Source organism: Alteromonas sp. KUL49 (genome assembly GCF_006538345.1).
Taxonomy (GTDB): domain Bacteria; phylum Pseudomonadota; class Gammaproteobacteria; order Enterobacterales; family Alteromonadaceae; genus Alteromonas.
This window is the reverse complement of the sequence record NZ_BJKL01000001.1, coordinates 14579-37454: the sequence shown is the minus strand read 5'-3', so window position 1 is coordinate 37454 and position 22876 is coordinate 14579. Positions and strand designations below refer to the sequence as shown.

Genomic DNA, 22876 nt, shown 5'->3' with positions numbered 1-22876 from the left:
TTACGCAACAATGGTGTCTTTAAACCATTCCACGGCGTTTTCTTCTGGAATAGGGTGGTTGAGTACGTCAATGAGGTGAGGCTCAGACAGCAAAGTCGCCCCTTGTGCTTTGAGTATAGATGCCATCGACAATGCTCCATGACAGAAGGTGTCGTAACTTGTGTCACCTAACCCAATGACATAGCTTTTGGTGTCGCTGAGATCAGTGCTTTGCAATTCGTTTGCAAAGGGTTGAATATTGTCGGGAAGCTCTCCTGCACCATGAGTTGATGTACATACTATCCAGGTAGAAGCCTTGTTAATGTCTGACAACTTAGGATCGAAGTGTAATTCACAGGTATCGCCCTTGGCAGTAATCTCTGCTTCTAATGCTTCTGCGACATATTCAGAGGCGCCGAGCATGGATCCGACAATGATTGAATAGTGTTGTGACATGTGGTTACTTCCCAATACAAAACGATGAGAATATCTTACCAAGGAGATCGTCAGAGGTGAATTCCCCCGTAATCTCGCAAAGTGCTTGGTGTGCTAATCGCAAATCCTCAGCGAGTAATTCACCAGCAATAGCATCGTCTAGTTGTTGTTTGCCTGTGATCACTAGTTGATGTGCTTGATCTAGTGCGTCAAGGTGCCTGCGTCGTGCAGTAAACTGACCTTCTGTTGTTGCATCAAAGCCCATGGTTTTGGCTAAATGGGATTTTAGTGTATCCACCCCACGGTTTTCTTTGGCGGACAAATTGATAACAATAACGTCACCATGCTCTGTATTTACGGTCTGCTGACCCACGGTAATATCTGATAGATCAGCTTTGTTCTTGACGACTGAAACCGGGATTCCTGCGGGCAGGCGATCCATAAATTCAGGCCAAATGTGATAGGGGTCTGACGTTTGGGTTGTGGTGGAATCGGTAACAAACAACACGTGATCAGCTTCATTGATAGCTTGCCATGCTCTAGCAATACCAATTTGTTCTACTTTATCTGGGCTGTCTCTGAGTCCTGCAGTGTCAATAATATGAAGAGGCATTCCATCAATGTGAATATGCTCTTTGAGTACATCTCTTGTTGTTCCCGCAATATCGGTAACGATGGCACTCTCTTTACCTGCAAGCGCGTTGAGTAGACTTGATTTTCCAGCATTCGGCTTCCCAGCAATGACCACTTGCATACCTTCGCGCAGTAAAGACCCTTGCTTTGCTTGCGCTTTTACATCGTCGAGTTTGGCGAGGATGGCGTCCAGATCTCCAGCAACTTTTCCATCAGACAAAAAGTCGATTTCTTCGTCTGGAAAATCAATTGCAGCTTCTACATACATTCGCAAATGAATGATTTGTTCAGAAAGCATTTGGATTTGTGTAGAGAACTCACCTTGTAGTGATCGCAACGCACTTTTAGCGGCTTGCTTAGAGCTTGCGTCTATTAAATCAGCAATTGCCTCGGCCTGCGCGAGATCCAGTTTATCATTTAAAAACGCTTGTTCACTGAATTCGCCTGGGGCCGCCATGCGCGCTTTTCCCGTGGCTAATACCGCATCAACGAGCATATCCATAACTACTTGACCGCCGTGACCTTGTAGCTCTAATACGTCCTCTCCTGTGAACGAGTGAGGCGCTTTGAAATATAGCGCGATGCCTTGGTCTATGGTGTCATTGTCACCATTCACGAAAGCCGTATAAGTGGCAAAGCGAGGGGACAAGGGCACAGGTACAAGTAGCTTTGCTATCTCGTTTACGTTGGGGCCAGACACGCGAATTATACCAACACCGCCACGTCCTGGTGCCGTGGCCTGTGCGATAATTGTTTCAGTTGCAGACAAGGTCATAGCTAGGCTTAGTCGCGGAAGTTTTTATACTGGAAAGGTTGGCCAAGATCGGCGCCCTTCACGAGTGCAATCACTTGTTGAAGATCATCGCGTTTTTTACCAGTAACACGAAGTTCATCACCCTGAATAGAAGCTTGCACCTTCATTTTGTTGTCTTTGATTAACTTGACGAGTTTTTTTGGCAACAGCTTGTTCAATACCTTCTTTAAACCCAATGCTCTGGCGATAGGTTCTTCCATGGGCGTCATAGGGTTTAACGTCCATTGATGAAGTATCGACGCCACGTTTTGCACAGGCACCCCTAAACATGCTTTCCATTTGCTGTAATTGGAATTCTGCTTCAGCAGTCATTAATACGGTTTTGTCTTTGTATTCAAATGACGCCTCTATTCCGCGAAAATCAAAACGGGTTGATAGTTCACGGCTTGCGTTTTCTGTAGCGTTACGCACTTCTTCCATATTAATTTCAGAAACGATATCAAATGAAGGCATTTACTCTGTCCTCTTAAACAACACAGCCCGCGATGGCGGGCTGCTAATTAACTTATTTAGTGTTTATTCCCCGCTTCTCCATAGAAGCATATATCATTTTAGCTTGTACCAAGGTAATCACGTTACTCACTAGCCAGTAAAGTACGAGACCTGCTGGGAAGATAAAGAAGAATAGACTCATTGCCACTGGCATCCATTGCATTATTTTTTGCTGCATAGGATCTGTGACAGTTGTGGGTTGTAGCTTCTGGAGCAGGTACATACTCGCACCTGTTAATATTGGCAATATAAAGAATGGATCTTTAACAGATAGGTCAGTGATCCATAGTGCGAAGTCGGCGTGACGAAGTTCGACACTTTCCATCAATACCCAGTAAAGCGCTAGGAAAATTGGCATTTGTAGCAATAATGGTAAGCAACCACCCATTGGGTTAACTTTTTCTTTCTTGTACAACTCCATCATGGCTTGTGACATTTTTTGTCTATCGTCACCAAAACGGTCTTTAAGCTGTTGCATTTTTGGCGCTAGGTTGCGCATTTTGGCCATCGATTCGTATTGCTTTTTGGTCAGCCAGTACATGGCGCCTTTCACTATAATAGTGATAAGAATGATAGCCACACCCCAGTTGTTAACAAAGCTATGAATCAGCACGAGTAATGCGAACAGATACTTTGAGATCCACCAAAGGAAGCCATAATCAACAGTAAGGTCCAAACCTCTCGCCAACTCAGCAAGTTTATCTTGCTTTTTGGGTCCCATGTATAACGTGGTGTTGAGTGAGGCAGTATCTCCCGCTGCAATAGTCGCTGATGGCGTAATAACCCCGATAGATGCATATTGACCATTGCTATTACTTGAATAGATAACGTTTGTTGCATCTTGAGGAGGTACCCATGCCGCAACGAAATAGTGCTCTAGCATTGCAGCCCAGCCGGCAGGAGTAGTTTCTTTCAGATTTTCATCAATGATGTCATCGAAAGTGTACTTCACATAACGATCGTCAGCAGTCGAGTAAGCTGCTCCGCGATAGGTTGGCATAAACATGCTGCTGTCATCTTCAAAGTTGAGAGACTGCTTTAATTGCGCGTAAGGTTGCACGGTAACAGAGGCACTAGTGTTGTTAGTGACTTGATAATCAACTTTCACATCGTAGGCATCTCGTGTGAATGTGAAAGTTTTTACAACCTTCAGACCTTGATTATTCATCCAAACTAGCGGAACAACTAACGTGTCTCCAGTGAGTTCGTAGAATGCTTTATCTGCTCGGTAAACAGGGCGACCGTCTGGACTTGCATCTGGCCCTTGTGCGCCAGTAAGACCACTTTGAGCAATATACGAAGCGCTACCAGAGCGCAGCAGACTGAATGGAATGTCTGAACCTTGCTCTACAGGGTATTTTAATAGGTCAGTGCTAATAACGTCACCGCCAAGTAAATCAATGCGAATGTCAAAAGTGTCAGTTTTGACTTCGATAATTCTGTTAGTGGCTACAGGTTCGCTTAGTGCTGTTACACCTGGTACGTCATCGCTAACGGGTACATCCCTATTGGTTGCTGTTGCTTCAAAGGAAGGTACACCCTGAGGCACATTGGCTGCTTGCTGTTCCAATTCAACTTGTTGAATGGGTTGAGGACCATAATCCTTTTGCCATTGTTGCCAAAGCAAGAAACTCACTAGCGCTAAGCCAATGACGAGAAAACTACGTTGCGATTCCATACTGGTCTCTTTAGTCTGATTGTTTATTTTGTTGTTTTTCCGGCACTGGATCGTATCCGCCGGCATGCAAAGGGTGGCATTTTAATATGCGTTTAATCGATAACCAACTGCCTTTTGCAATTCCATGTACTTTTAATGCTTCAATAGCGTAATGCGAGCATGAAGGGTGAAAGCGACATCGCTGCCCCAGCATAGGGGAAACAAGCCATTGATACAGCTTTATGAGTAAAATTGGAAGCGCAATTAAGATGCTTTGCAACGCTTTGCTAATTTTTTCCATAATTTATCTAATGTGGAAAACACTTCTTGATTAGTTAGGGTGTCAGCTCCACTTTTCCCGATGACGATTATATCTACATTGGGGAGGTTGTGCTGTTTGTGGCGAAAGCTTTCTCTGACCAAACGTTTAAGTCGGTTTCTATCATGGGCTTTGCGAATACGTTTTTTCGCGAGTGTAATACCAAGTCGGGGAGTGGATTGACCACTAGGACGTGCTAATACAGTAAAAGAAGGGGATACAGCTGGAGTTGCGTCGTTAAACACATGGGTAAAGTGGGAGGGAGTTAACAGACGTAACTCCCTGGAAAATTGATTCTCGCCCACTTCGGCATCTTTCCATTAAGCAGAAAGACGAGCGCGGCCTTTTGCACGGCGAGCTGCTAGTACTTTACGACCATTTTTAGTCGCCATACGAGCACGGAAACCGTGAGAACGCTTACGCTTAAGATTGCTCGGTTGAAATGTTCTTTTCATGACCAAAGTCTCACTTTATTAAGTTAATAATAGGCGTTTCAATAGACAAAGATATCTTCAACACTAAAGTTAACTTTGCTCATTGTTTTTGGGCCCATCCCAAAAGGACGCTGAATTCTAGAGATCTCGGGCCTCTCTGTCAATATGAAATAGCACTGTGTCGTGTAAAAAGTAGGCATTTTTATACAGTTTTTTGATTTATTCTCAGTTTACTTTTCACTTTCATTGTGTATAACGACTTTTTCTTATACAAGTTATCCACAGAAAATGTATTTTTCTGGGCAAGGTCACTAAAATTAGTATTGATCAAGTAAAGTTTTCCACTGTTTAAATAACAATTTAGAATGTCACCGTGATCAATTGTTATATTGATTATTTTCTTTTATTACAGTTAGTTGTGAAATTGATCCTTAAGATCTATCGTGATCGCTGTTTACTTTTTTTGTTCATCGTTAGATAATCCACAGCTTAGAAGATTAATAATAGTCTCGCTGATACCCAACAAAATAAATTCCATTCAAGTCATTCGCTTTGACGAACTATGGTGCCTGTCATCCCGGTGTGTTGTTGGTAATAGTAGTGAGTTACGGGAGCAATTTGTACCATGTCGTTATGGAACCAATGCCTAGAGCGTTTGCGTCAAGATTTGCCTACGCAGCAGTTCAGCATGTGGATAAGACCACTTGTATCACAAGAAGAAGAAGGACTTGTTTCGTTGTATGCACCTAATCGTTTCGTACTTGATTGGGTTCGCGACAAGTATTTAGACAGTATTACTGCGTTACTTCATGAATTTGCTGGTGCCAATGCACCGCAGCTTCGTTTAGATGTCTTGAAGCGTGAAGCGATGCAGGCTCAACGTCCGGCGTCTATATCTACTGGCAATTCGCCTATTGTTGCTCCCGTTAGTAGTAACCCAGTTTCACAAGCGCCTATTTCTATGCCTGCGGCAAGTGATCCATTACCTGAACCTACTGCACCCATGCCTCTGTCGTCGTTTTCGACAAATACTCCAGTCAGTAGTGCCAAGCCGGTAAATTCTTCGCCATCAGTGGTACCTATTCCGGAAGCGATGAAACATAAGAGCAACATTAACGGTACTTACCAGTTTGATAACTTTGTAGAAGGTAAGTCAAACCAACTAGCACGAGCTGCAGCAACACAGGTGGCTAATAACCCTGGTGGCTCTTACAATCCGCTGTTCATCTATGGAGGCACTGGATTGGGTAAGACTCACCTGCTCCATGCGGTGGGTAATGGTATTGTTGCTAATAAGCAAGATGCAAAGATTGTGTACATGCATTCAGAGCGATTTGTCCAAGATATGGTTAAAGCGCTACAAAACAATGCTATAGAAGACTTTAAACGTTTTTATCGTTCGGTAGACGCGCTTTTAATCGATGATATTCAGTTCTTTGCTAATAAAGAGCGTTCTCAGGAAGAGTTTTTCCATACGTTTAACGCGTTGCTTGAAGGTAATCAGCAGATCATTCTAACGTCCGATCGCTATCCAAAAGAAATTGACGGTGTGGAAGACCGACTTAAGTCACGTTTTGGCTGGGGTCTGACTATCGCTATAGAGCCTCCAGAGCTGGAAACACGAGTTGCTATTCTTATGCGTAAAGCGGCTGAGAACAGAATTCACTTGCCCAACGAAGTTGCATTCTTTATTGCTAAACGACTCCGCTCGAATGTTCGTGAGCTAGAAGGCGCACTCAACCGCGTTATTGCAAATGCGAATTTTACTGGCCGTCCAATCACTATCGATTTTGTTCGCGAAGCATTGCGAGATCTACTAGCGCTGCAAGAAAAGTTGGTTACCGTAGACAATATTCAAAAGACGGTGGCCGATTACTACAAGATTAAAGTTGCTGATATTCTCTCAAAACGAAGAAGCAGAAGTGTTGCGCGTCCTCGTCAAGTCGCTATGGCGCTAGCCAAGGAACTAACTAACCATAGTCTTCCCGAATTAGGTAACGCTTTCGGCGGTCGTGATCACACTACTGTTTTGCATGCTTGCCGAAAAATAGAGCAGCTAAGAGAAGAAAGTCATGATATAAAAGAGGACTATAAAAACCTCATACGGACTTTGTCTTCGTAAATCGACTTTTAGAGGCGAGATAGCACAGCGATGAAATTTACTATAAGCCGCGAAACGTTTTTGCAACCTCTTCAATTAGTGTCTGGCGCTATCGAGCGTCGTCACACACTGCCTATTCTTTCCAATATCCTTATTAAGGTGAGTGAAGGTGCGCTATGGCTTACCGGTACCGATTTGGAAGTTGAGCTTATTTCGAGCGTCAAGCTTGAGGGCGATTCCGTCGACGGTGAAATTACTGTTCCTGCAAAGAAGCTTTTCGATATTATTCGTGGTTTGTCTGACGGTACGAATATCGTTTTCTCTGTAGATGGGAACAAAGCACTTATACGTGCAGGGCGTGGACGCTATACCTTGTCTACGCTGTCGGCGTCGGATTACCCCAATCTTGAAGATTGGGAAGGCGAGGTTGAGTTTGAGATAACCTGCAGTAACTTGAAGCGTCTGATTGATGCTACTAGTTTTTCTATGGCTCAGCAGGATGTTCGTTACTACTTAAACGGTATGTCCCTCGAAACCGAAGATACTACAATTCGCACTGTTGCTACTGATGGTCACCGCCTTGCGTTGTGCCGTTTAACCTATGACACTGCGTTGCCTTCTCGTCAGGTAATTATTCCTCGTAAGGGTGTGTTAGAGATTTCTCGCCTAATAGGTGAAGAAGATAAATCTCTTAAAATTCAAATTGGCGCTAATCATTTACGCTTGTTTTCCAATGACTTTATTTTCACAAGTAAGCTTGTTGATGGTCGTTTCCCTGATTATCGTCGTGTGTTGCCAAAAGACGGTGACAAAGAAATTTTGGCGAGTAAAGCTGTTTTGAAGGATGCATTTTCTCGGGCAGCTATTCTATCTAATGAAAAGTTTCGAGGAGTTCGCTTAAACCTTTCGTCAGGTGAAATTAAGATTACGGCAAATAACCCGGAGCAGGAAGAAGCGGAAGAAATCGTTGATATCAATTATGAGGGAAGTGACTTAGAGATTGGTTTTAACGTTGCTTATCTTATTGATGTCTTAAACGCTTTAGGCTCAGATGAAGTGAAGTTAAGTATGTCAGACGCCAATGCTAGTGCGTTGATAGAAGACGCTTCAGATGACGCGGCACTGTACGTTATTATGCCAATGCGTTTATAGAGTACAAACAGTATTCAGTGCTTAACAATATTTTATTCTTTGAGTGGGTGTACAATAAGTGTGCACCCACTTCGCTTTAAGTAACTTATAAAGCTAGTACACAGCAGATGAAGTTACGTCGCCTCCACCTTGGTAATTTTCGAAATATCTCGTCACTCGATATTACGCCGTCGCCATCGTTAACTGTCATTATCGGTAAGAATGGTAGTGGAAAGTCTTCTATTCTCGAGTCCATTTATTATCTCGGGTTCGGTCGTTCTTTTCGGACAAAAAAGCATGAGTCTGTTATTCAAGCCGAGAGTAATGCCTTTAGCGTGTTTTCCCTCGCTAGAAGGGATGACGGGGAAGAAGTCAAGGTTGGTTTACAGAGAGATAGAACCGGCGGATTTACTTGTAGTATTAACGGCGAACATTCAACAAAGTTGTCGGACTTAGTTAGCCTAGTACCAGTTCAATTGTTTACGCCACAAAGTACCGATCTAGTTTTAGGTTCACCTTCTGAACGTAGACGATTCTGTGATTGGGGATTGTTTCACGTGGAACATGACTACAGTTTACTAACGTCACAGTTTCAGAGTTTCCTCAAGCACCGCAACGCATTACTCAAGCAAAGAGCCAATTTGGCTAGTCCAGAATACGGCTATTGGGAATCGTGTTTTGTACAAAAGGCGCTAGAACTTCACTCTCGACGCGTTGATTATGTTGCTGCACTTGCCCCTTTCTTTGAACAATACATCAGTGAATTCCTTCCAGAGTACGAAGTAACGATTTCTTACTATAAAGGATGGGAAAAAGATGCCAGTTTAGATGAAAGCTTAGTTAAAAAACGTGAGTATGATGTTAAAATAGGCCATACATCTTCTGGGCCACACAAGGCTGATATACGCCTAAAAGTAAACGGTCTTAATGCTCAGGAACTTTTATCGCGAGGACAGCTCAGAATGGCTGTGGCAGCGCTGCAATTGGCTCAAACAGCGCTGTTTAATAATCAAACATCTCGGAAGAGTGTTTTTCTACTTGACGATGTAGGGGCCGAGCTTGATGCCGAAAAGCGAGAACGATTCATCGACGGTTTATTGCGAATGGACACGCAGGTTTTTGTAACTGCAATTGAATCATCACAATTAGAATTTATCGCTAAATATAATGAAAAAAGAATGTTTCACGTGGAACATGGAAGCGTGAAAGAGGAGTAAAAGACAGTATGTCAGAACAGAATAACTACGATTCGTCCAGTATTAAAGTACTGAAAGGATTGGATGCTGTACGTAAGCGCCCTGGTATGTACATTGGAGACACCGATGATGGTACTGGCTTACACCACATGGTATTTGAGGTGGTTGATAATTCAATCGACGAAGCATTAGCAGGACACTGTTCTGAAATTGTTGTTCAAATTCACACTGATGGTAGTGTATCAGTATCAGATAATGGTCGTGGAATTCCTACCGAAATTCACCCCGAAGAGGGCGTATCTGCTGCCGAAGTTATCATGACTGTACTACACGCAGGCGGTAAATTTGATGATAATTCATATAAAGTATCGGGTGGTCTACACGGTGTAGGTGTATCGGTAGTTAATGCGCTATCAAGTAAACTTAAGCTTCGTATTCGTCGAGCGGGTAAGAGTCACGAACAAGAATATCAACACGGCGTACCTCAACAACCTCTAGCGGTTGTTGGCGAAACTGAGAAAACAGGTACCAGTGTACGCTTCTGGCCCAGTGAAGAAACATTCTCTGATACCTTGTTCCATTATGACATTTTAGCAAAACGCCTTCGTGAGCTATCTTTCTTGAATTCTGGTGTTTCCATTCGTTTGAAAGATGAAAGAGATGGCAAAGAAGACCACTTTATGTATGAGGGTGGTATTCAAGCATTCGTTGAATACCTAAACCAAAACAAGACACCTGTACATCAAAAAGTTTTCCATTTTTCTTCAGAACGCGAAGATGGAATATCAGTGGAAGCCGCGCTTCAGTGGAACGATGGCTTCCAAGAAAACATCTTTTGTTTTACCAACAATATCCCTCAGCGTGATGGTGGTACTCACTTAGCGGGTTTCCGTGGTGCACTAACACGTACGTTAAACAACTACATGGAGAAGGAAGGGCTTAATAAAAAAGCGAAAACCAATGCCAGTGGTGATGATGCACGTGAAGGTTTGACAGCTGTTATTTCAGTAAAAGTGCCTGATCCGAAATTCTCTTCTCAGACAAAAGATAAGCTTGTTTCTTCTGAAGTTCGTCCAGCGGTTGAATCTGCTATGAATGAAAAGCTTGCAGAGTTCTTGCTAGAGAACCCAAGTGACAGTAAGACCATTGCTGGAAAGATTATTGATGCTGCTCGTGCTCGTGAGGCTGCGCGTAAAGCACGTGAAATGACTCGTCGAAAAGGAGCGTTGGATCTCGCTGGCTTACCTGGTAAGTTGGCCGACTGTCAAGAGAAAGATCCTGCGCTAAGTGAGCTGTACATAGTGGAGGGTGACTCTGCGGGCGGATCAGCAAAGCAGGGTCGTAATCGTAAGAACCAGGCGATACTGCCTCTTAAAGGTAAGATTCTAAATGTAGAAAAGGCACGCTTCGACAAGATGCTTTCGTCGCAAGAAGTGGCGACACTGATTACTGCACTAGGCTGTGGTATTGGTCGTGACGAATATGACCCTGAAAAACTTCGTTACCACAGCATCATTATTATGACCGATGCTGACGTAGACGGCTCTCACATTCGTACCTTGTTGCTGACCTTCTTCTACCGTCAAATGCCTGAAATCATAGAGCGCGGATACGTGTATATTGCTCAGCCTCCGCTCTACAAAGTGAAAAAGGGTAAGCAAGAGCAGTACCTCAAGGATGATGACGCGCTTACTTCATACTTAACGTCAATTGCATTGGATGGTGCTTCGCTTCATACCAGTGAATCAGATCCAGGTATTAGTGGCGTAGGGTTAGAAACACTAGTTACTCAGTATCAAACCGTTGAAAAAATGATTGGCCGCATGAAGCGTATGATGCCCGAATCATTGCTTTATCGTATGCTGTACACCTCAGTAATTAACTTAGAAGACTTGAAGCAAGAAAGCACGCTTACACCTGTTGCTGAGGCCTTCGTTGAGCAGCTAACGGCAAATGAATCTGATGGTGCGACTTATCGTTTTGAAATTCGTAGAGACGCAGAACTGAGTGAGTTCTACATTACAATTATCATGCGCATGCACGGTATTGACTACGAATATAACATTAACCACGAATTTATTGAGTCAACAGAATATCAACGTATTAAAGACCTTAACCTTGCGATTAACGATATGATGGCTGAAGATGCATACGTGAAAAGAAATGAACGTAAACAGCCTGTGAGCGCGTTTAAGGACGCACTTGAGTGGCTAATGACTGAGGCTAAACGTGGTCAATACGTACAGCGTTATAAAGGTCTTGGTGAGATGAACCCAGATCAACTCTGGGAAACCACTATGGATCCAGATAGCCGAAGAATGCTTCAAGTGACTATTGAAGATGCTATCGGATGTGATCAGTTGTTCACTACGCTCATGGGTGATCAAGTAGAGCCTAGAAGAGAGTTTATTGAAGCGAACGCGCTTAAAGTAGAAAACTTAGACGTATAGAGCAGTTCAGCGCAATCACAAAAAAAACCGGTCTCAGAAATGACACCGGTTTTTTTATGGGAATTTCTAACTAGCGAATACGAGAAACGGTAAGAAGAACTTCACCGCTCTTTGGCTGGCTGATTTGAAAGCGATAGAAGCCAGTCACCGTAGGAGTGAACTGTAGGTTCTGAGAAGACTGTTTACACGTTAGAACTGACTGAGTTCCTAAAATCACTGGCTGACTCTTAATCACGGCACCACAACTTTGAGAAGGGGTCCAGTTCTCGTCAGATAGCCTGAAATCGTAAGGCTGACCATCCGCAATTAACTCTACGTCAACAGTCCACTGGCTATCGTCTAACGGCGTAAACTTATAGGCCGGTAATGCCTCCCACCAATTAAATACACCGCGAAGATACAGAGTACTGAAGTTCACTGGCGTGGCACTACTGCGGCCTGACAGCGACGAACTAGACGTGCAACCAGTAATCAATACGCTAAATATCAAAGCTACAATATATTTGCTCAAGAAGAGAATTCCTTTTAAAAATAAAAAAGCCCAAACAAATGTTGGGCTTAAATAATTGCTTAAGTTGCGACGAGTCGGTTAACTCTTAGCTAACAATGAAACATCAGCTGTGGTTAAGAATATGCCTCGGAGCAATTGGAGCAACGCCAAACGATTTGCTTTAATCGCTTCATCGTCTGCCATTACCATGACATTGTCAAAGAAGTTATCGATAACGTCACGTAATGTAGACAGCGTCGAAAGAATACGAGTGTAGTCTGTTGATTGGAGACTTTCTGCTACCACAGTATTGGCTGCAGAGAGTGCTTCAAATAACGCTTTCTCAGCATCTTCTACAAGTAGTGATTCTTCTACTGAATCATTAATCGCGTCGCTTTGTTTGGCGAGTATATTAGCAACACGTTTATTGGCTGCTGCCAACGCTTCCGCTTCAGACGCAAGCTTAAAGCTATCTACTGCAGCGATACGTGCCATATAGTCAGTAGGCTGAGTAGGGCGACGAGACGCTACTGCTTGAATAACATCTGTGCCTATACCTTTGTCCTGAAGGAAGGCTACAAATCTACCTAGCACAAAATCAACCACCTGAGTTTGGGTATCGCTATTAGTTAACTTGTCACCATACACTTCAATAGCCTTAGCAACCAGTACTTCTAAGTCCAGTGATAAAGACAGCTCGGTGATAATTCGTATAGCGCCGATCGCTGCACGACGAAGCGCAAATGGGTCTTTGTCGCCCTTGGGTAACTGGCCAATACCGAAAATACCTACCAGAGTATCGAGTTTATCAGCGAGTGCTACACTTGCAGCAACTGTGTCGGATGGGACCGCATCACCTGCAAAACGAGGAAAGTATTGTTCGTATAGCGCGTTAGCAACTTGAGGATTTTCACCATCATTAAGTGCATAGTACTTACCCATGACACCTTGAACGTCTGGAAATTCCATGACCATGTTCGTCATTAAGTCTGCTTTAGCAAGCAAACCTGCGCGAGCTGCAAGCGACGAATCAGCACCAATGTGCTCACCGATAAATGCCGCTAGCGCAGAAATACGTTCAGACTTTTCTTTTAGCGTGCCCAATTGCTTTTGGAAAAGCACGGTAGAAAGTTTGTCTAAACGGCTTTCTAATGTTGCTTTCTTGTCGCTGTTAAAGAAGAATTCTGCGTCTGCAAGGCGCGGGCGTATAACTTTCTCGTTGCCTGAGATAACTTGCATCGGGTCGCGACTTTCAATGTTACTCACAAATAAGAATGTGTTAGAAAGCGCACCAGCGTTGTCCAGTAACGGAACATACTTTTGGTCGTCTTTCATGGTGTAGATGAGTGCTTCCTTAGGAACCTTTAGGAAAGACTCATCGAAGCTTGCTTGCAGAATGACAGGCCATTCTACTAGTGATGCAATCTCTTCTAACAGGGCATCGTCAAAGTCAGCAGTAAGCGAAAGATCCGCTGCGGCATTTAACAAGCCCTCACTGACCTTTGCTTTACGTCCTTCAAAATCTGCGAGTACATATTGGGACTGTAATGTATCAAGATAGTTATCTGCATGGTCTAGTTCAACACGACCGACGCCGTGGAAACGATGCCCTTGAAGTACTCTATCACTTGAAAGACCGAGAGCGGTAACAGGGACAATTTCACTGCCATAAAGTACGGTTAACGTATGCACAGGGCGAATGAATTGCGTGCTACTACGTCCCCAACGCATAGGCTTAGGAATGGGAAGCTTGCTAATTGCTTGATTAATGATGTCGCCGAGAAGCGCTGAAACAGACTTGCCTGCAACTTCAGCTTTATGGAGCAGCCATTCACCCTTGTCTGTCACAAGACGGTCTGCTTGGCTAACTTCAATACCATTGCCTCGAGCCCAGCCTAACGCCGCCTTAGTGGGGTTACCGTCAGCATCGAATGCGGCAGTAACCGCAGGACCACGTTTCTCAACCACTTTATCTGCTTGTTTTTCGGCAAGTGCTAGTATGCTAACAGCTAGACGACGCGGAGCAGCATACCATTCAACTTTATCGAATCCTAAATCAGACGCTTCAAGGGCCGCTTGAATCTGCGCTGCAAAGCTTTCACCTAGGTTTTTGAGCGCCTTTGGTGGGAGTTCTTCGGTCCCTAGTTCTACTAAACAGTTTTGAGTCTGCACTATTTAGCCTCCTTATTACATAATGGGAAGCCTAGTGCTTCACGGGCGTTGTAGTAACTTTCTGCACACGCTTTTGCCAATGTACGAACGCGAAGGATATAACGTTGGCGTTCAGTAACCGATATAGCATGACGAGCATCCAGAAGATTAAATGCATGAGATGCTTTCATGACTTGCTCGTAGGCAGGCAATGGCAAGTTGTGCTCAATAAGCTTCTGGCTTTCTGCTTCACACTCGTCGAAGGTTCTAAATAACGCCTCTACATTTGCATGCTCAAAGTTATACGCTGATTGTTCTACTTCGTTCTGATGGAAAACATCACCGTAAGTGACTTTACCTAGCGGGCCGTCTGTCCAAACAAGATCGTAAATCGAATCTACTCCTTGAACATACATGGCAAGACGCTCTAGACCATAGGTGATTTCGCCAGTAACAGGTTTGCACTCTAGACCACCTACTTGTTGGAAGTAGGTAAATTGAGTAACTTCCATACCGTTAAGCCACACTTCCCAACCTAAGCCCCACGCGCCAAGCGTTGGTGATTCCCAGTTGTCTTCTACAAATCGAATGTCATGGGTGAGAGGGTCAAAGCCGAGCTCTTTAAGAGAGCCCAAATATAACTCCTGAATATTATCTGGAGAGGGCTTGAGCATGACTTGGAATTGATAGTAGTGCTGTAAGCGATTGGGGTTTTCACCATAACGTCCATCAGTTGGGCGACGGCATGGTTGTACATAAGCGCTGCTCATTGGCTCTGGGCCAAGAGAACGAAGAAATGTCATCGGATGAAATGTGCCTGCACCAACTTCCATATCTAGAGGTTGTATGATGACACAGCCCTGACGAGCCCAATAATCCTGTAGCGCGAGGATTAACCCTTGAAAGGTTTTAATATCGTATTTCTGCATACATTCGCTGCTTATTGGTTAACGGTATAAAAAAGATGCATAGTATACATTTTGTGAAGGGTAGTATGTAGATGTAATACATGAAAATGCAGCATCTATTGAGGAATAATGCTAGAAGGTTTAAGCGCAAAATTGCTAAGTGAGAACACATGAATAAAGTGACCAGGTGCAACTGGGTGAGTGAAGACCCTTTGTATCAAAAGTATCATGATGAAGAGTGGGGACGCCCAGTGTTAGACAGCCAACTTCTTTTTGCAAAGCTTTGTCTAGAAGGCCAGCAAGCCGGGCTTTCTTGGATAACCGTACTCAAAAAACAGAAGAATTATGAAGCTGCTTTCTTTGACTTTGTCCCCTCAAAAATTGTTGAGATGACTGAAGACGATATTGAATTACTCATGACAAATACAGGGCTTATCCGACATAGGCTGAAATTGAATGCTATCGTAAAAAATGCAAAAGCGTACCTGTTGATACAAGAGGAGCAGTCTTTCAGTGACTATGTTTGGGCATTTACCGAGGGGAAGACTATTCGCGGTGAAGTAGATGGGAACCAAGAAGAGTGTGCCGCTGTGGCAAAAAAAATGTCCAAAGACCTCAAAAAGCGAGGATTTACCTTTGTTGGTGAGACAATTTGCTATGCGTTTATGCAAGCCGTTGGCATAGTGAACGACCATGCCAAAACGTGTTTTTGCTATCAAGAGGTGAGTGAGCTAGCTCGATAATAGGAAAGGGCAGACCTGAGTCTACCCTTTCATTAATTCTGCGCTGTAGGCCTTTATACTGGGGAGTTCATTTAAAACATTAGATTCGAACTCTGATTCTATTTGTTCACGGGCGGTATCTTGTTTGCGCTTTTCCTTCTTAGAGAGCGTTTTTTCTGTCTTCTAAGGTGGCAAAACCGCTGATTTCTCCGAACAGCGCGTGAGTGTGTGGATAGATGGTTTTTAAAATCGGGCTGGGGGTCAATAGGTAACGCGTTTAGTAAATTAACGATACGAATGACTCCCTCACTCAACTCACACTGCTGCTGCTCCATTGCCATGGCAATTACGTGAACACTTTCACTGATGTTGTAAATACGTTTACTGCGCACACTGTTTTGACGCTCTTTTTGTTGCTTAAGCAAGAAGAGTAAGCGTCCGGCGTAAAAACTAAGTCCTATAATAATGAGTGCAGCAAAACACACTGCGAGATAGATCCAAGGCATAAGAGTACTCTAGAAAGTTAATAGTTGACTGAGTTAATCTTTGAAGTCGTCTATATCAATAGCGTCGAGAGAGTCGAATGGATCGTTTTCTTCTTCTTCATCTTCCACTTCTACGATACCAAGTAGATCGCAGAGAATGCGGTGTCTCGCCATTTTTTCATCCACGTAAGCTTGTTGCTCTTTTGTAAGCGGCTTATCGTCATCGAGCTTGTCGAGCAGTGATGCAAGGCGTTGGTCTGCTTCTAATGCGGCTAATTCTTGCGCTGGCGTCGCATACTTTCGTTTTTGTGGCTGATTTGGGGTTGGCGTCTCTACTTTGATCAAGGAGATAGGCTTCTTACTACCTAACCTGGGGTCTTTATTCTCTTGCTTCCTGCCAACGGACTTGGATGGTTGCTCAACATTGTTACGGGTACCGGCTGGTTTGCCCTTGTGCTTTTTCGGGCGAGCATCGTTATTGCGATGTGAACCAGGCTTACGATCGGGATCTTTACGAACGCCAATGAGACCAATTTTGCGGGATTTCTTACTTTTGGTTGCCATAACAAGAGAGACAGTACTTTATTGAACAGTCCCATATTATAACCTGTATTTTCTAAAGCTTCTTCATCAATACAACATCATTCGTTGGGAACTGTACGTCATAATGATATTTTTGACCTAAATAACGAAAAGTAGCTTCGCTAAAAAAACACACATGAGTTGGGTCGTTCTTGTAGTGCCAGTGCTTAAAGCGCTCTCTATCTAACACGCGCTTAGTCATTATTAAAATGACGCCATCAGAAGCGATTAAAGACTGCCAAAGTTCCCACTCTTTGTGAGGATGATGGAAATGCTCGATCGCTTCAGTACATGTGATTAAAGAATACGACGTATTTAATACGTCGCGAGAGGGAAAGAAGAATGGGTCGTAAATACTCGTTTCTATACCGTACTCTCGAAGCATTATCGCGAGTAGTGGTCCAGGACCGCAGCCAAAATCTAATGCATTGGTGAAAGAGTCAACCATGGGAACTAAAGGTGATAGTGCGCGGTTTAAAAACTTTCGGTAACCGGCGTCGTCAACATGGTTTTCATGAAGCTTATATTCTTCGAGTTCCTGATCTGGTGTGAGACGTTCTTCGGGCGTGACGAATACAAGACTACATTGAGGACATTGATGGTAACAGCGTTTCTTATCCTGAAAGAATACATCTGTACTTTCAAAATCATGAACACATAATGGGCAAGTAAGTGAATTCATAGGCGCAAAAAAGAAAAAAGGCGATGGGGTTAACCATCACCTCGTTTTGTATGAGTGTCGTATGACACCTCTCCCGTTATTTACACGTCAATGTGTAGCTGGCTTCCATGGATTTGCTCTACTTATTATTATTGTTCACAGAGCTTATTGTTGTTTTTGATCTTCTATGATCGTTTTTTAATGTCGTCCGTGCAGTTTATTTTTATTGTTATTCTTTAACTGTGTTCGTAATGTTTTGCAAACGGTTACAAACTAAGCCGCTAGATTACACGAAAATATTAAAAACACAACCCATTTTGTTACACCATATTAACAAAATGGGTTAAAAAACGGCCTTGTTAGTGTAAGCCCGCGATATAGTTAGATAAAATTTCTATATCTTCGTCAGTTAATTTCATAGCGATATCGCGCATCATGCCGTTCATATCATTATGACGAGTACCTGCTCGGAATGCTTTAAGTTGTGCCGCTGTGTATGCAGCATGTTGACCACTGATATCTGGAAAGCCCGCTAAGCCCATACCGTTACCCTGTGGACCGTGACATGCGATACAAGCTGTCACGCCTCGTGATTCGTCTCCACCTTGATAAAGTGCACGACCCGCTTCAACGTACTGTTCTGGTGTCTCGCCGTCTTTTGCTGTTTGGCTAGAAAAGTATGCCGCAAGGTCTAGCATGTCTTGCTCTGACAGTGGTGCAGCCATACCGTTCATCACTGCGTTATTGCGGCCTTCTTCACCACCAGTTTGTGAAGCTAATTTAAACTCTTGCAACTGCTTTACGATGTAGCTTTCGTGTTGACCTGCAATCTTAGGATTAATATCAATCATGCTGTTACCGTCCATACCGTGACATGCGGCACATACAGCGGACTTAGCTTGACCTGCTTCAGCATTACCTTCTGCCATCGCTGTGGCAGACAAACCTAAAGACATACAAAACAACAAACACAGTTTTTTCATAATAAATCTCTTAAATGGATCCAACGGCTCGCGTGATATACGTGATATCATGCGTATTTTACACATTTAACGCGTCAGAAAAACCTATTCCATAATAAAACTATGGTTTTACCTTAGTTTTGACCATTAAAAAGGATTCATTTTAGGTTAGTGATGCGTACGGAGTAAGACTATATGTCGTATTACACTAAAGCAAAATTTCTTATTAGTGCGCCAGATATTAGGCATCTCAAAAATGATTCGGGAATAGAAGTCGCTTTCGCTGGTCGTTCTAATGCAGGTAAGTCTAGCGCGCTAAATACATTAACTCGACAAAAAAACCTTGCTAGAACGAGTAAAACTCCGGGGCGTACCCAATTGATCAATGTGTTTGAACTTGAAGAAGACAAACGCCTTGTGGATCTCCCTGGATATGGTTTTGCGCAAGTACCTATTGCAATGAAGAAAAAGTGGCAAGCATCGTTGGGTGAATACCTACAAAAAAGGAAGTCACTTAAGGGCCTAGTGGTTCTAATGGATATTCGTCATCCTTTTAAAGACCTTGACCAAGACCTTATTCATTGGGCTGTAGATGCTGGTATACCGGTTCTAGCGCTTCTCACTAAGGCCGATAAGCTAAAGTCAGGAAAACGCAAAGCACAATTACTCATGGCTCGTGAAGCTGCGCTTGCGTTTATGGGTGATGTAACCGTGCATACCTTTTCTTCATTGAATCGACATGGTTTACCCGAATTAGAAGGCGTTCTGAATCAGTGGCTATCGTTAGAAACAAAAGAAAGTAGTGAATAGATAAAAGAAAGCCCCACTTGAAAGCAGGGCTAAGGACTGAGAGAAAAACACATAAAAACCGATTAAATAGAGTCGCACAACAGTAGTAAGTTCAATTTAATTCGAATATTTTTCAAATGAGTTTCTATGTGGCTGAATTATATATGCTTTTTTTGTTGATTTTTATTTGGGCATAAAAAAACCCCGGCAACAATGGCCGGGGTTAAAGCAAAGGTTTGAAAACAGCTTTCTCACCTCTGTACCCTACGCGACTAAGGTTACAATAAGACAAGAAAAAGGCAAGGCTAAATTGTAATTAAATTACCAAATTTAGCGTACTTACCAATGCTTATATCCAAAATATGTAATCAAATTACGATTAATGAGCCTCATCCCAGTTTTCACCCACACCAGCTTCAACCACTAAAGGCACAGATAACGCAGCGGCATCTTGCATGATGTTGGTGATAGTTTGAGTGTATTCCTCAACATTATCTGTAGCGATTTCAAATACAAGTTCATCGTGCACTTGCATCATCATAGTGACGGTGTCTGATGCTGAATCTTGAATCCAGCTGTCGACTGCAATCATCGCTTTCTTGATAATGTCTGCCGCAGTACCTTGCATAGGAGCATTAATTGCAGCTCGCTCTGCACCTTTACGACGAGCGCCATTACTCGCTTTAATGTCTGGTAAATATAAGCGGCGTCCAAACACTGTTTCAACATAGCCATTAGCTTTAGCAAACTCTCGAGTCGATTCCATGTAATCTAGTACACCCGGATAACGCTCAAAATAGAGGTCCATGTACTTTTGTGCTTCTTGACGAGGAATATTGAGTTGTTTAGCCAGTCCAAACGCAGACATACCGTAAATCAAACCAAAGTTTATGGCTTTAGCACTACGCCGTTGATCAACAGTAACCTCTTCAACTGATACGCCAAAAACTTCAGCCGCGGTGGCTTTGTGAATGTCTTTACCTTGTGAGAAAGCGGTAAGTAGCCCTTCATCTTTAGATAAGTGTGCCATTATTCTTAACTCAATCTGAGAGTAATCGGCAGCAACTATCTTATAGCCGTCGCGCGGAATAAATGCTTGTCGCACACGACGGCCTTCTTCCGTTCTGATGGGAATGTTCTGCAAGTTTGGATCAGTAGACGATAAACGACCAGTGGCAGTTACGGCTTGATGATAAGAGGTGTGCACACGACCTGTGCGGTGATTTATCATCTTTGGCAATTTATCGGTGTAAGTGTTCTTAAGCTTTGTTAGACCTCGGTAGGTCATGATTTTCTCTGGCAGCGGATAGGTGAGTGCTAGCTCTTGCAATACTTCTTCCGACGTAGACGGCGCACCTTTTGGTGTTTTCTTGATGATTGGCAGTGACATTTTTTCAAACAAAATGTGCTGTAACTGTTTTGTTGAACCCAAGTTAAACGGTTCGCCCGCTTCTTCGTGTACGTCTGCCTCTAGTTGAGATATTCGCGCAGCTAGATCTTGGCTTTGCTGCGCTAGTTGTTGACTGTCAATAAGTACACCAGCTTGCTCCATTCGCGCGAGTACTTGAGAAGCCGGAACTTCAACTTCCTCAAGTAGCGACTTTAACGCAGGGACATCATTAAGCTTTTCTATTATGGCATTGTGCAAACGTAGCGTTATATCAGCATCTTCTGCCGCGTAAGGGCCTGCTTGCTCAAGTGGGATCTGATTGAAAGTAAGTTGTTTCGCCCCTTTACCCGCAATTTCTTCAAAATGCACAGTTTTGTGCCCCAGATAGGCCAAGGCCAGCGAGTCCATATCGTGACGCTGCGCGGTGCTGTTCAAAACGTAACTCTCTAGCATGGTGTCGAACGCTACACCATTGAGAGTAATATCGTAGTTAGCAAGTACGTTTTTATCATACTTGATGTGCTGGCCAACTTTCTTGATGTCTTGAGATGACAAAATAGGTGCAAGTGCTTGTAGCACATAGTCTCTGTCTAGCTGTTCTGGCGCATCGGGATAATCATGGGCAACGGGTACGTAAGCGGCTTCGCCTGGGGTAATACAAAATGACACCCCAACTATCTCAGCATTCATGTAGTTCAAGCTAGTTGTCTCAGTATCAAACGCAAAAAGTTCAGCGGTCTCTAACTTTGACACCCATGCATCAAACACAGCCTTGTCATAAACTATTTCATACCCGCTTTTATCTATACCGGGAAACTCATTAGTAGATGTGTCCTCTAGTGCGGACGAGGTTTCATCGGTTGATGAAGTTGAGGTTGGCTCTGATGCGCTCGTTCCAGAGACCTCTGCATGCCACCGTTTGAATTCGTACTCTGCAAAGAGTGCAGCAAGGGCATCGTTGTCAGGAGCAGTAGGGGTAAGATCTGAAATGGCATAATCTAGTTCAAGATCAATCGCGATAGTCGCGAGAGTATAGGACAACCGAGCTTGCTCTTCATACTGTTGCATTTTCGCTGCCATAGTTTTACTGCCGCGAAATGATAGTCCTGCGATATCGTCGAGATTCTGGTAGATGGCATCAATACCACCAATACCATTGAGCAGAGCTTGTGCGCTTTTATCACCCACTCCAGGTACGCCCGGAATGTTATCCACTTTGTCACCTTTTAGCGCAAGGAAATCAATGATAAGTTCCGGTGGTATTCCAAATTTCTCTTTTACGCCCTCAACGTCCATAAGTTGATTGGTCATGGTATTGATCAAAGTGACGTGCTGATTCACCAATTGGGCCATGTCTTTATCACCGGTACTAATAACAGTATCGATGCCTTGCTCAGACGCTTGTTTTGCAAGCGTACCAATAACATCATCGGCTTCAACACCTGACTCTACGATAACGGGTAATCCCATCGCTCGAATAATGTCATGTAATGGAGCGATCTGACTTCTTAGTTCTTCGGGCATAGGAGGACGATTAGCTTTGTACTCGCTGTAGATGTCATCTCTAAACGTTTTTCCCTTGGCATCAAACACTACACCTATATGAGTCGGACCATATTGTTTGATCAAGCTCTTAAGCATGTTAATTACACCGTATATAGCACCGGTATCTTGTCCTTTCGAATTGGTTAATGGCGGTAAACCGTGGAATGCGCGGAAAAGGTAGGAAGAACCGTCTACAAGAATAAAAGGAGGTGTTTTTTGATCTGTCATGCCGTGTAGCTATTAAGGAGTGATTGTGGCGCAAGAATGCCATAGGACAGGCTCGATCGCCATAGAGTACGCTACGAATATTTTAGAACAGGGCTTGTGGATAACTTTGTGATCTGTTTTGTAATAAGCGGGATCTTTATGATCTTTACACATTGCACCGATGAAGTGCAATCGTAAGTGGTATGGGGCCTTCGAGGAATAGTCACTCACTACTTGGCTTACTATAAATATTGTCGATAAATGTGGATAACTACCGATGCTTCAAATAATAGTATTTCCGAGCGGTTTGCTAATGTAGCACAACATATTTATGCTCTTACAT

Annotated in this window: 20 protein-coding genes and 1 pseudogene; 6 read left to right on the top strand and 15 right to left on the bottom strand. The window is 43.4% G+C overall.

What is annotated here, in order from left to right:
* The 7 genes and pseudogenes from EYS00_RS00185 to rpmH all read right to left on the bottom strand — a co-directional run bounded on the left by EYS00_RS00185 (position 1) and on the right by rpmH (position 4784).
* Positions 1–435 (bottom strand): flavodoxin domain-containing protein, encoded by a 435-nt coding sequence (locus EYS00_RS00185; RefSeq protein ID WP_130634565.1) that lies wholly within the window; start codon positions 433–435, stop codon positions 1–3.
* A gap of 4 nt (positions 436–439) precedes the next feature.
* A complete protein-coding gene (mnmE, locus tag EYS00_RS00180; protein WP_130634564.1) occupies positions 440–1822 on the bottom strand; it encodes a tRNA uridine-5-carboxymethylaminomethyl(34) synthesis GTPase MnmE in 1383 nt (460 codons plus the stop codon).
* Between the two features lie 8 nt (positions 1823–1830).
* Positions 1831–2314: pseudogene (locus EYS00_RS00175) on the bottom strand (YajQ family cyclic di-GMP-binding protein).
* 52 nt (positions 2315–2366) lie between these two features.
* Positions 2367–4031, bottom strand: coding sequence for a membrane protein insertase YidC (gene yidC / locus EYS00_RS00170; RefSeq protein ID WP_130634563.1), 1665 nt, complete (start codon positions 4029–4031; stop codon positions 2367–2369).
* Between the two features lie 10 nt (positions 4032–4041).
* On the bottom strand, positions 4042–4290 hold the full coding sequence (gene yidD / locus EYS00_RS00165) for a membrane protein insertion efficiency factor YidD (RefSeq protein WP_130635104.1): 249 nt from the start codon (positions 4288–4290) through the stop codon (positions 4042–4044).
* The gene (gene rnpA, locus EYS00_RS00160; RefSeq protein WP_130634562.1) at positions 4275–4634 is read right to left on the bottom strand and encodes a ribonuclease P protein component; all 360 of its coding nucleotides are present in this window, start codon (positions 4632–4634) and stop codon (positions 4275–4277) included. The genes yidD and rnpA overlap by 16 nt, the downstream gene beginning before the upstream one ends.
* Before the next feature lie 15 nt (positions 4635–4649).
* Positions 4650–4784 (bottom strand): 50S ribosomal protein L34, encoded by a 135-nt coding sequence (rpmH, locus tag EYS00_RS00155; RefSeq protein ID WP_014290886.1) that lies wholly within the window; start codon positions 4782–4784, stop codon positions 4650–4652.
* 604 nt (positions 4785–5388) lie between these two features.
* Here rpmH and dnaA point away from each other — a divergent pair.
* The 4 genes from dnaA (at position 5389) to gyrB (ending at position 11641) form a co-directional block, all read left to right on the top strand.
* Complete coding sequence (gene dnaA, locus EYS00_RS00150) at positions 5389–6885, top strand: chromosomal replication initiator protein DnaA (protein WP_130634561.1); 1497 nt, start codon at positions 5389–5391, stop codon at positions 6883–6885.
* A 30-nt stretch (positions 6886–6915) separates the two neighbouring features.
* A complete protein-coding gene (gene dnaN, locus EYS00_RS00145; RefSeq protein WP_130634560.1) occupies positions 6916–8016 on the top strand; it encodes a DNA polymerase III subunit beta in 1101 nt (366 codons plus the stop codon).
* A gap of 107 nt (positions 8017–8123) precedes the next feature.
* On the top strand, positions 8124–9212 hold the full coding sequence (gene recF / locus EYS00_RS00140; RefSeq protein WP_130634559.1) for a DNA replication/repair protein RecF: 1089 nt from the start codon (positions 8124–8126) through the stop codon (positions 9210–9212).
* 8 nt (positions 9213–9220) lie between these two features.
* Complete coding sequence (gyrB, locus tag EYS00_RS00135; RefSeq protein WP_130634558.1) at positions 9221–11641, top strand: DNA topoisomerase (ATP-hydrolyzing) subunit B; 2421 nt, start codon at positions 9221–9223, stop codon at positions 11639–11641.
* 70 nt (positions 11642–11711) lie between these two features.
* Here the strand turns inward: gyrB and EYS00_RS00130 are convergent, their stop codons facing one another.
* The 3 genes from EYS00_RS00130 to glyQ form a co-directional block, all read right to left on the bottom strand.
* The gene (locus EYS00_RS00130) at positions 11712–12152 is read right to left on the bottom strand and encodes a hypothetical protein (protein ID WP_130634557.1); all 441 of its coding nucleotides are present in this window, start codon (positions 12150–12152) and stop codon (positions 11712–11714) included.
* Positions 12153–12230: 78 nt separating this feature from the next.
* Positions 12231–14303, bottom strand: coding sequence for a glycine--tRNA ligase subunit beta (glyS, locus tag EYS00_RS00125; RefSeq protein ID WP_130634556.1), 2073 nt, complete (start codon positions 14301–14303; stop codon positions 12231–12233).
* The gene (gene glyQ / locus EYS00_RS00120) at positions 14303–15211 is read right to left on the bottom strand and encodes a glycine--tRNA ligase subunit alpha (protein ID WP_130634555.1); all 909 of its coding nucleotides are present in this window, start codon (positions 15209–15211) and stop codon (positions 14303–14305) included. The genes glyS and glyQ overlap by 1 nt, the downstream gene beginning before the upstream one ends.
* A gap of 149 nt (positions 15212–15360) precedes the next feature.
* Here glyQ and EYS00_RS00115 point away from each other — a divergent pair, with 149 nt between their 5' ends.
* Positions 15361–15933, top strand: a complete 573-nt coding sequence (locus EYS00_RS00115) for a DNA-3-methyladenine glycosylase I (protein ID WP_130634554.1) — start codon at positions 15361–15363, stop codon at positions 15931–15933.
* Positions 15934–16031: 98 nt separating this feature from the next.
* Here EYS00_RS00115 and EYS00_RS00110 read toward each other — a convergent pair whose 3' ends face one another.
* The 4 genes from EYS00_RS00110 to EYS00_RS00095 all read right to left on the bottom strand — a co-directional run bounded on the left by EYS00_RS00110 (position 16032) and on the right by EYS00_RS00095 (position 18623).
* Positions 16032–16418, bottom strand: a complete 387-nt coding sequence (locus EYS00_RS00110) for a DUF2489 domain-containing protein (RefSeq protein ID WP_307723723.1) — start codon at positions 16416–16418, stop codon at positions 16032–16034.
* A gap of 33 nt (positions 16419–16451) precedes the next feature.
* Positions 16452–16961: a Der GTPase-activating protein YihI gene (yihI, locus tag EYS00_RS00105; protein ID WP_130634553.1), complete on the bottom strand. Its 510-nt coding sequence runs from the start codon at positions 16959–16961 to the stop codon at positions 16452–16454.
* A 52-nt stretch (positions 16962–17013) separates the two neighbouring features.
* Positions 17014–17661, bottom strand: a complete 648-nt coding sequence (locus EYS00_RS00100) for a class I SAM-dependent methyltransferase (RefSeq protein ID WP_130634552.1) — start codon at positions 17659–17661, stop codon at positions 17014–17016.
* A gap of 338 nt (positions 17662–17999) precedes the next feature.
* On the bottom strand, positions 18000–18623 hold the full coding sequence (locus tag EYS00_RS00095; RefSeq protein WP_130634551.1) for a cytochrome c: 624 nt from the start codon (positions 18621–18623) through the stop codon (positions 18000–18002).
* A 174-nt stretch (positions 18624–18797) separates the two neighbouring features.
* On the opposite strand from EYS00_RS00095, the gene yihA reads away from it, so the two are divergent.
* Entirely contained in the window at positions 18798–19412 is a 615-nt protein-coding gene (yihA, locus tag EYS00_RS00090; RefSeq protein WP_130634550.1) for a ribosome biogenesis GTP-binding protein YihA/YsxC, read from the top strand.
* 358 nt (positions 19413–19770) lie between these two features.
* Here the strand turns inward: yihA and polA are convergent, their stop codons facing one another.
* Positions 19771–22554 (bottom strand): DNA polymerase I, encoded by a 2784-nt coding sequence (gene polA / locus EYS00_RS00085; protein ID WP_130634549.1) that lies wholly within the window; start codon positions 22552–22554, stop codon positions 19771–19773.
* Positions 22555–22876 lie beyond the last annotated feature (322 nt).

Excerpts from the sequence above, each read along its gene's own strand:
- dnaA (WP_130634561.1), top strand. The coding sequence starts at position 5,389 with ATGTCGTTATGGAACCAATGCCTAGAGCGTTTGCGTCAAGATTTGCCT.
- recF (WP_130634559.1), top strand. The coding sequence starts at position 8,124 with ATGAAGTTACGTCGCCTCCACCTTGGTAATTTTCGAAATATCTCGTCA.
- polA (WP_130634549.1), bottom strand. The coding sequence starts at position 22,554 with ATGACAGATCAAAAAACACCTCCTTTTATTCTTGTAGACGGTTCTTCC.
- dnaN (WP_130634560.1), top strand. The coding sequence starts at position 6,916 with ATGAAATTTACTATAAGCCGCGAAACGTTTTTGCAACCTCTTCAATTA.
- yihI (WP_130634553.1), bottom strand. The coding sequence starts at position 16,961 with ATGGCAACCAAAAGTAAGAAATCCCGCAAAATTGGTCTCATTGGCGTT.
- gyrB (WP_130634558.1), top strand. The coding sequence starts at position 9,221 with ATGTCAGAACAGAATAACTACGATTCGTCCAGTATTAAAGTACTGAAA.
- yidC (WP_130634563.1), bottom strand. The coding sequence starts at position 4,031 with ATGGAATCGCAACGTAGTTTTCTCGTCATTGGCTTAGCGCTAGTGAGT.
- EYS00_RS00095 (WP_130634551.1), bottom strand. The coding sequence starts at position 18,623 with ATGAAAAAACTGTGTTTGTTGTTTTGTATGTCTTTAGGTTTGTCTGCC.
- rpmH (WP_014290886.1), bottom strand. The coding sequence starts at position 4,784 with ATGAAAAGAACATTTCAACCGAGCAATCTTAAGCGTAAGCGTTCTCAC.
- EYS00_RS00185 (WP_130634565.1), bottom strand. The coding sequence starts at position 435 with ATGTCACAACACTATTCAATCATTGTCGGATCCATGCTCGGCGCCTCT.
- yihA (WP_130634550.1), top strand. The coding sequence starts at position 18,798 with ATGTCGTATTACACTAAAGCAAAATTTCTTATTAGTGCGCCAGATATT.
- EYS00_RS00115 (WP_130634554.1), top strand. The coding sequence starts at position 15,361 with ATGAATAAAGTGACCAGGTGCAACTGGGTGAGTGAAGACCCTTTGTAT.
- mnmE (WP_130634564.1), bottom strand. The coding sequence starts at position 1,822 with ATGACCTTGTCTGCAACTGAAACAATTATCGCACAGGCCACGGCACCA.
- EYS00_RS00100 (WP_130634552.1), bottom strand. The coding sequence starts at position 17,661 with ATGAATTCACTTACTTGCCCATTATGTGTTCATGATTTTGAAAGTACA.
- EYS00_RS00110 (WP_307723723.1), bottom strand. The coding sequence starts at position 16,418 with ATGCCTTGGATCTATCTCGCAGTGTGTTTTGCTGCACTCATTATTATA.
- glyQ (WP_130634555.1), bottom strand. The coding sequence starts at position 15,211 with ATGCAGAAATACGATATTAAAACCTTTCAAGGGTTAATCCTCGCGCTA.